The following is a 6,628-nucleotide window of genomic DNA, read 5'->3' as shown; positions in this document are numbered from 1 at the left end:
GCGTGGCCGGTTGTGTCCGACCGCCGAGGGTTTCCCGAGCGTGCAGCTGTACGACCACGGGCTGCTCGATGTCGGTGGGTGGCAACCTCATGTACTGGGAGGCCAGGGCAACCCCAATGCGGCCAGTGTTGGTCGTGCACGGCGGACCTGGATCTGGAGGCCGCGGGGCGGCCACAAGGGTTTCGACTCTGAGGCTTTTCAGATCGTCCTTGTTTGACCAGCGTGGATGCGGTGCCAGCAAGCCTCGTGCCACCAACCCGGCAACTGTCAACGTCGGTCTCGGCTCGACGAGTCAGCGGGAATCGGCGGGGGTGGGTGGTAGGTGGTTTACACCTCGGCGGGCTGGTGTGGGGGTGTCGCGGATTCTGCGGTATCGGCTGCCGGGCCACGGGTGGGTGCTCGCCGGAGAGCGGCGGCGGCACCCGCGGTGGGGTTGTCGCTGGCGCCGGTGTGGGTGGGGCCGGTAGTTTCGGCCAGCCCAATGGGTGAGCCTATGTCCTTGAGAGGGATGCGGGGGCCAGGGGCAACCGGTGCGCTGACCGTTCTACCTGTCTTAGGTGCTGGGGTCTGAAGATTCGCGACACCGTTCGATGCGGCCAGCGTGGGATCTGCACCCGCTGCGGCCAGCGTGGGATCTGCACCCGCTGCGGTGATCCGGACCGGCGCCGGGGACACCGGTCCGATAAATACCCGTGACACGGCACCCTCACCGCCAGCAGCAGCACCAGCAGCGGCGGCGGGTTCGGGGGTGTGGTCCGGTGTTGGACGTTGATCGGCGCCCACCGCTGCAGCATCCGCCTGGGGTGTCGTGGTAGGCGCATCGGGAGTGGTGAGGGGCACCGCCGGCACGCGCCCGACCAGCGTGGACCCGCTGACAGACCCCGCTGCGGTGTTGCTCTCACCCGCACCGGCCCCAGCCGCACCCAGCTGGCCATACTTGCTGGCCAATTCGTTGGCCGCCTGCGCATTCTGGAACGAAAACGCCAACACAGTGGCCACCATCGCGGCTGCGGCCGCCACCCCGAGGGTGGCAGCACTGTTGGCGAACCATTTCGCCGTCACCGGTCCCGCCTGCGGTGACACCAGCAGCGCCATTTCCACGGCGAGCGCGAGTCCCAGCAGTGTCGCATCTACGCCTAACACCAGCCGGCCACGATCAACCCACACACCCTGATTCGCGGCAATCTGAGCCAACAACCGATCCGTCTGCACCGCCGCATCAGCCTGCTCACCCTGCACACTGTTCAGCCGGTTATACCCCTCAGCGCTACCACCTCCCCAACGCTGACCAGCAAACCCGGCCCCCAACACCTCACCCATCCCCGCAAAACCGGCCGCACCCGCCTCGAAACACTGCCCCTCAAACGGGGCCCCCACACCCAACGTCCACTCCAACGCCGCCACCACCGACAACGCCACCAAAATCACACTCAGAGGCCGATCGACTTTTTCGCTGAATCGTTTAGCGTCCTCGAATTCCCGCTCTCTCGTCGTGCGCTCTGCATTCGACGATTTGCGTTCATTTTCGGGCAGGTCCGTCATCGCCCTGATATCCTTGATTTGCTGATCTACTTTAGCGAATTCCTTTCGACATCTCTCATCATATTCAGGAGTATCAGGCCAAAGACTGGCGTCACGCTGCAGTTGTCGCCGGGCCAGGACGGCTTCCTGCAATACGTGAGGTTTTACAGGTTGCAGTTGAGCTGCGCGAGCGCACCAAGCTTGGGCGTCTGCGAGGTTTTGCTTCGCCGTCAAATATCTAGTGGCGTTTGTAAAGCCGACTGCTGATCCGCCGACAACACCCGCCGCATTGCTGCCCAGCCCCATCGCTGACGATGCGGTGTGCTCAGCGGTCGCTGGCCGCCCTCCGCTGATATCCATGTAAAGACCGGCGGTATTGCCCCCGAGCCCCAGCAAACCGTTAATGATCGCGGTCGCTTCCGCAAGAACAGACACCGTTCACACTCCCAACCATTCGAACTCACACCACTGAGGCTGCAAGCGGTAACCTGCCCGGTTGCTGGCCACTCGCAGGTAGGGCTAATTTTCATGGCGTGGAACCCGCGTGAACGGGGCAGGAAATGCACCACTGGTCAGCAACGCGCCACAGCCGTCATGCGCCTCGGCCGAGCCTAACACCGGCCGCCACCAGGAATTCGCACCAATTATGGCTTTCCGCAAGGCGAGGCAACCTCGATCGCACGTCTTAATCTCGCAGGTGATCGTGCCTTCAGCCGACCCCGCCGACGCCATCCCGGACCGGCCTCCGGTTCTCACCGCCCCGGCCGCGCCACCCGAACCTGCGCCAAGCGCCCCATTGCAGCAGCCGGCCGCGCAGGCCGGGGGAGGGGCCGAGCGACTGACCGAGCAGCACAACGTCAGAATCCGGCCCTCCACTAAAGCCCGTCTGGGAAAAGCCGTCGACAGACTCCGTTACGAAACCGGTGATCGCACCATCAGCATCGCCTCCATCACCGACCAGGCGCTCGACGCCTACCTCACCCAGCACGGCTGCTAGCTAGCCGTGCTATCGCAGCTAGCACAACGCTCTCAACTGCGTTAAACAGGGCCTCAACCGACCGGACGTGCTGTAGCCGCGATCATGGCCACCCTGGCAGAACTTGGCACCTTATCTGAGGTTGCTCGGGCGTGTGGCCGATTGTTTCCCTTAGGTGTTTGAAGCTGTTTGGGCGTAATGGGGAACAGTTGGTTGCGGATTGTTTCCTTTTATGGGTGGTGCGTTAGCTGTAGACGTGGGGGCGTCCGCGCGTTCGCATCCGAAGCGTTCAATACGTCAACGCTGCAGATAGCGGGTAGGTCTCATCGCTGTCTCTCGTTCGATCGTTCTACCGTCGGAAGCGGGGATTGATCGGTGACCGAATTTTTCAGGCCGATAAAAAATGTCTCAGGCGCGTGTCGTTTCGCCGAGCCTCCGTGGCCACTATTCGGCTCTGGGTTATGAACCTGGGCCATTTGAAAGGGTCTTCCGAATCGGTGGATGTTCAGACAAAGTTGCTGGGTGGGGATGTCGTACCTGGTTCTTCTCGTAGGTGGCTGGGCTGGGCACATGCCTCTTAGAGCGTCAGTGCGGCAGGCCGATAAGGCCCCGGCAGACCAGTCGACCCCTCCGGCCGTCCGCGCAATTGGAAAGCCGCCCGCGAGCGCAATGAGACGCAAATGCGCCCGAGACCTCGGTCGAGGTAAACCGTCGAAGCCGATGTGCAGGGCGTTTGCCGACGTGAGTTTGGAAGCGGCGCTGGCCGGGTGTGGACGGGCCGCCACTGTGTTGGTGTTTGCCTATGCAGTCCTGGTCTGGGTGGGTTGGGCGGCGCGTATCGACGTGCTGACGCGATTCGATCGGTTATGGCCTCGGACGACGCCATGGACTGCTGTTTGCCTAGCCGTACTCGCGGCGGCGATCTGGTTGAAATCGGGGCGCCCTACCCGTGTTCGGGTGTGGGCTGCGCGGGCTATGGCCCTGGTGACGGTTGTCATTGCAGTGACGTTCCTCGCGGAGTACGAAACCGGTCGGTCGTTCGGTGTGGACCAGGTCTGGTTCTCAGACGTTGTACGCCGGTGGCAGTCATCCTGGCCCGGTCGGCCGAGCCTACGGACAACCTCGTCGGTCCTGCTGCTGTCCGCAGCCGTTGCGCTGACGCGAGTAAATCGTCGAAGGATTCGATCGGTGCAATCGCTGTGCCTGTTTGGCGCCGTCCTCATGCCGTTTGTCTCGGTCCTGGGATACGGGTTCGATGTCCCTTCGCTTCTCGGCGTCACGAGGTCAACCGGCATCGGGGTTGGGACAGCAGTCGGTTTGTTGTTGCTAGTGGTCGCGGCGTTGATTGCACGCCCTGACCGGCAGCCGGTCGCCTGGGTACTCGCCCGGCCTGACGGATGGACGTTAGTCGAATTGGTCGGCTTCCTTGCTGGGCTTCCGATAGTTGTGGGGCTCTCCAGGCTGGTGTTCCTCGCACTAGGAATATCCGGGGACGCGGCATGGGCTTTGGCGATAGCGGTGGCCACGGTCCTTGTCGGGGCGGCCGCGTTCTACGTCAGCCAGCGCGAGCAGCGACTGCTGTTCGAAAAAGCACAAATCAGCACGCGTTACCGCATTCTGGCCGACAACGCGGCAGATGTCGTGGTCCAACTCCGTGGCCGCGAGGTCATGTGGATATCACCATCGGCAGAGGCGGCCTTCGGGTGGCCGCCCGAGCAGTGGATCGGCACCGACTTCACCCACCGCATCCACCCAGATGACCTCGACATGGCACTAGCTGGACTGCAGGAGATCACTCACGGCCGACCGGCTGCTACACGGTGTCGGGTCATCACCGCCGACGGCAGTTACCGCTGGACCGATGGTCACGGAAAGCCCTGCATCGACGACGAGGGCAACGCCGGGATCGTCGCGTCGGTGCGCATCGTCGACGACCAGGTCGAAGCGCAGCAACAACTTGAACGATTGGCCCGGTTCGACACCCTCACCGGCCTGCGGAACCGGGGTGAGACGATCGCCCGCTTCGAATCCGCATTGGAGTGCTCACGGGTCCCCGGGGTGTACCTCGGCGTGCTGTACTGCGATGTCGACCATTTCAAAGACATCAACGACACTTCGGGACACCAGACGGGCGACGCTGTGCTCTCCACTCTGGCGGCCCGGATCAGGGAATCCGTACGCAGTGGGGACACTGTAGGCAGGATGGGAGGTGACGAGATCCTCGTGTTGTTACCCGGTCTGCACAACCTCGATGAAGCTGCCCAAATCGCGGAGAAGATCCGCAGCCACGCCGATGAACCGATCCATCTCTACGGTCAGACCATTCGCGCAACCATGAGCATCGGCGCCACATTGTCAGTGCCCGGTGAGACTGTTTCCGCCGTTACATCTCGGGTCGACGCGGCGATGTACCGGGCCAAGCAGGCGGGCAGAAACGTCGTGATTCGCGCCGACGCGTTTTACGGACACCGTTAAGGACCTCAGACGGGTCAAGGCGGATGAACCGGCACACAATCGCGGCTGTCGTGGTTGGGGTTACCCGCGAAATGGCCTGTTGGACACCGCCGTTGTGGACCTGCTCACCGAGGCCGTCTCGTTTATCTGAGGTTGCGCGGGTGTGTCAGATTGTCTCGCAAGAGTTTGAAATTGGTAGGCGCAACGGGAACAGTTCGTTGCGGAGCGAGTCGCCGTCGGTAGCTGCCGCGTAAACTAAGACGTCGAGGCATCGAGACGTTCAGGTGTGGCTCCGAACCGACTACGACAAAGCCCTAACCAACTCGCCGACGGTGTGACCGGACTCCAAGGGGTGCCTCAATCTTCCCTCCGGATTGAGCGCGAAAACATTGCGTCTCCCCGCCTTCGACTTGACCAGGTAACCCTCTTCGGTCAGATCCGCCAAAATCGTCTGAACCGACCGCTCGGTAATGCCGACCCGTAACGAGAGTTCGCGAGCAGTCAGCAACTCGCCGGCCGATACGCACAGCAACACATGCCCATGGTTGGTCAGAAATGTCCAGCCGCGTTCGGCACCAACCGTCGACTGCTTGCTGGACTCGCCTGCATCGGGAACGTCCACCCACATCATGTTACCCCCTCGGTTTCGCGTAATTGGCTTCGCTAATTCAGGTGTGCGAAAGATCGTGCGCCCGGCCAAAGTTGTCCGCCACCTATCCCGGACAAGCGCACAGTCCGCGCGGTTCTTGCCGAACTCATACGAAAAAGTATTGATGAAGTTATTTTCGTTATATATCGTTCGTATCAGGCAAGACCGGGGACCGTGTACCCAACGACCAACGCTGAAAGCGGAGACTGGCAAAGATGCTCGGCAGCAAACTAACTCGCGAATACCGCCTGCTCCGAATGTGCCGCAGCGCTGCGGCCGCGTTGCTTGGCTACAGCAGTTCGCTGGCCTTCATCGCCGGCTTCGTTAACGCCGTAGCCCTACTGCTACTCGCCTTCCCAGTCGGCAACCTCACAGGTGTCACTACCCAGATCGGCATGAACACCGCCAATCCCTGGATGTACGAAGGTCATCTGCTGGCGGCGATTCTGGCGGGTTTCTGGGCCGGCGCCGTCGCCGCAGGGGCAATACTCGGCAACAACAAACACCCACGGGGCTCGCACCACGCCGCGGTCTTGACTATTCAAGCAATTCTGCTAGTTCTGGCTGCCCTTGGCGTGGAGGAAAGCCAAGTGAGGTCCGGTATCGAGGCGCTGGGTATCGAGCAACCGGTCATGCAGGCGTTGCTCGCCGCTGCGGCGCTGGGGATGCAAAACGGGCTGACCTCGAGTTTCCGCGGAATGGCCGTTCGCACCACACATTTCACCGGAACAGTCACCGATCTCGGGTTGATGCTTGGACGCGCTCGTCGACACGGAATCGATAAGTGGAAGGCCGCGGTCCTCGCATTAACCCTCCTCTGTTTCCTGATCGGCGGCACTATCGGACTGCTGGCCGGCGATCGGCTTGGGGGTTACGCCCTGCTGGTGCCTGCAGCGATGTGCGCAATACTGGCCGCGGCGCACAAGCTCCGCGAACCAGACAGGACAATCGCCTCGGCGGCCGCGCCGTTAGCTCAACCCGTTGTCTCCGTTGCCGAGCCCGCAACCGTGCATGCTTAGCTAAATGCT

5 protein-coding genes and 1 pseudogene are annotated in these 6,628 nt (G+C 62.2%); 4 read left to right on the top strand and 2 right to left on the bottom strand.

All coding sequences use genetic code 11. The features are described from left to right. A pseudogene (locus ACZY1I_RS14445) lies at positions 1-217 on the top strand (hypothetical protein); the annotation flags it as partial. A 110-nt stretch (positions 218-327) separates the two neighbouring features. Here ACZY1I_RS14445 and ACZY1I_RS14440 read toward each other — a convergent pair. Next, positions 328-1,542, bottom strand: a complete 1,215-nt coding sequence (locus tag ACZY1I_RS14440; protein ID WP_463755075.1) for an EspA/EspE family type VII secretion system effector — start codon at positions 1,540-1,542, stop codon at positions 328-330. Between the two features lie 682 nt (positions 1,543-2,224). Here ACZY1I_RS14440 and ACZY1I_RS14435 point away from each other — a divergent pair. Both ACZY1I_RS14435 and ACZY1I_RS14430 read left to right on the top strand, forming a co-directional pair. Then, the gene (locus ACZY1I_RS14435; protein ID WP_463755074.1) at positions 2,225-2,518 is read left to right on the top strand and encodes a hypothetical protein; all 294 of its coding nucleotides are present in this window, start codon (positions 2,225-2,227) and stop codon (positions 2,516-2,518) included. 1,167 nt (positions 2,519-3,685) lie between these two features. After that, complete coding sequence (locus ACZY1I_RS14430; RefSeq protein ID WP_463755073.1) at positions 3,686-4,972, top strand: diguanylate cyclase domain-containing protein; 1,287 nt, start codon at positions 3,686-3,688, stop codon at positions 4,970-4,972. Between the two features lie 280 nt (positions 4,973-5,252). Here the strand turns inward: ACZY1I_RS14430 and ACZY1I_RS14425 are convergent, their stop codons facing one another. After that, positions 5,253-5,573, bottom strand: coding sequence for a helix-turn-helix transcriptional regulator (locus ACZY1I_RS14425; RefSeq protein ID WP_463755072.1), 321 nt, complete (start codon positions 5,571-5,573; stop codon positions 5,253-5,255). A 284-nt stretch (positions 5,574-5,857) separates the two neighbouring features. Here ACZY1I_RS14425 and ACZY1I_RS14420 point away from each other — a divergent pair, with 284 nt between their 5' ends. Continuing rightward, entirely contained in the window at positions 5,858-6,619 is a 762-nt protein-coding gene (locus tag ACZY1I_RS14420; protein ID WP_463755139.1) for a YoaK family protein, read from the top strand. The last annotated feature ends 9 nt before the right edge of the window (positions 6,620-6,628 follow it).

Source organism: Mycobacterium sp. IDUB_37 (assembly GCF_055419245.1).
This window is presented reverse-complemented; position numbering and strand designations above follow the sequence as displayed.

What these genes read in the sequence shown, in the direction of transcription:
- ACZY1I_RS14440 (WP_463755075.1), bottom strand. Translation starts at nt 1,542, where the DNA reads ATGACGGACCTGCCCGAAAATGAACGCAAATCGTCGAATGCAGAGCGC.
- ACZY1I_RS14420 (WP_463755139.1), top strand. Translation starts at nt 5,858, where the DNA reads ATGTGCCGCAGCGCTGCGGCCGCGTTGCTTGGCTACAGCAGTTCGCTG.